This is a genomic window from Amphritea sp. (assembly GCF_050300915.1).
GTDB lineage: Bacteria > Pseudomonadota > Gammaproteobacteria > Pseudomonadales > Balneatricaceae > Amphritea.
The window spans coordinates 1-597 of the sequence record NZ_JBNKYN010000205.1; the positions used below are offsets into that span (position 1 = coordinate 1).

Here is a 597-nt window from a genome sequence, read left to right on the forward strand (position 1 = left end):
AGCTGGATGCTTTCATCGAAACCCTGGGCACAACACATATTATGGAAGTGGTGCGTACTGGTGTATCTGGCTTATCCCGTGGCGAGAAGGTATTAAGCCTTTAATAACGGGTCAGAACTGATAAAAAAGCCGCTCACTGAGCGGCTTTTTTTTTAATCTGTTTTGGTTCATAGATGACGCAAAAAAATCAAAAATTTCTGACGAACTTCTTATTCTGACTATACTTAAAGATCCATGAAATAGAAAAACAGGGATGCAGATCGGCAATACAGGGAGCCTGCAGTCTCCTGACAACATCCGTGTCAGGAAGCCTAAAAACAGAGTACCGGTCTGAGGAGGATATTATGATTCGTTCAACCAGGCTGTTGATGATGGTTTTTTTGGTTGTTGTCACCTGTGCGAGTTCAATTGGGACGGGGTCTGAAAGCCTGTGGATGGTTGGTCGTTATCACCAGCAGTCTCTATGGTGGCAGGGTGATCTGTTCCCTCGCTGGAATGATACCTACGTTGTTGTATTTGAACAGGAGATGCTGGCTTAACTCTTTTAAGCGGCGATCAGCGCCGGTGTCAATCAACACTGGCGTTTCCTATTTAAGC

Annotated in this window: 1 protein-coding gene and 1 pseudogene; both read left to right on the forward strand. The window is 44.9% G+C overall.

What is annotated here, in order from left to right:
- Positions 1-104: pseudogene (ilvH, locus tag ACQY8X_RS21080) on the forward strand (acetolactate synthase small subunit); the annotation flags it as partial.
- Positions 105-344: 240 nt separating this feature from the next.
- Positions 345-539 (forward strand): hypothetical protein, encoded by a 195-nt coding sequence (locus ACQY8X_RS21085; RefSeq protein WP_428037088.1) that lies wholly within the window; start codon positions 345-347, stop codon positions 537-539.
- The last annotated feature ends 58 nt before the right edge of the window (positions 540-597 follow it).

Bases quoted from the DNA above. Each gene is read 5' to 3' on its own strand.
- ACQY8X_RS21085 (WP_428037088.1), top strand. From the start codon at position 345: ATGATTCGTTCAACCAGGCTGTTGATGATGGTTTTTTTGGTTGTTGTC.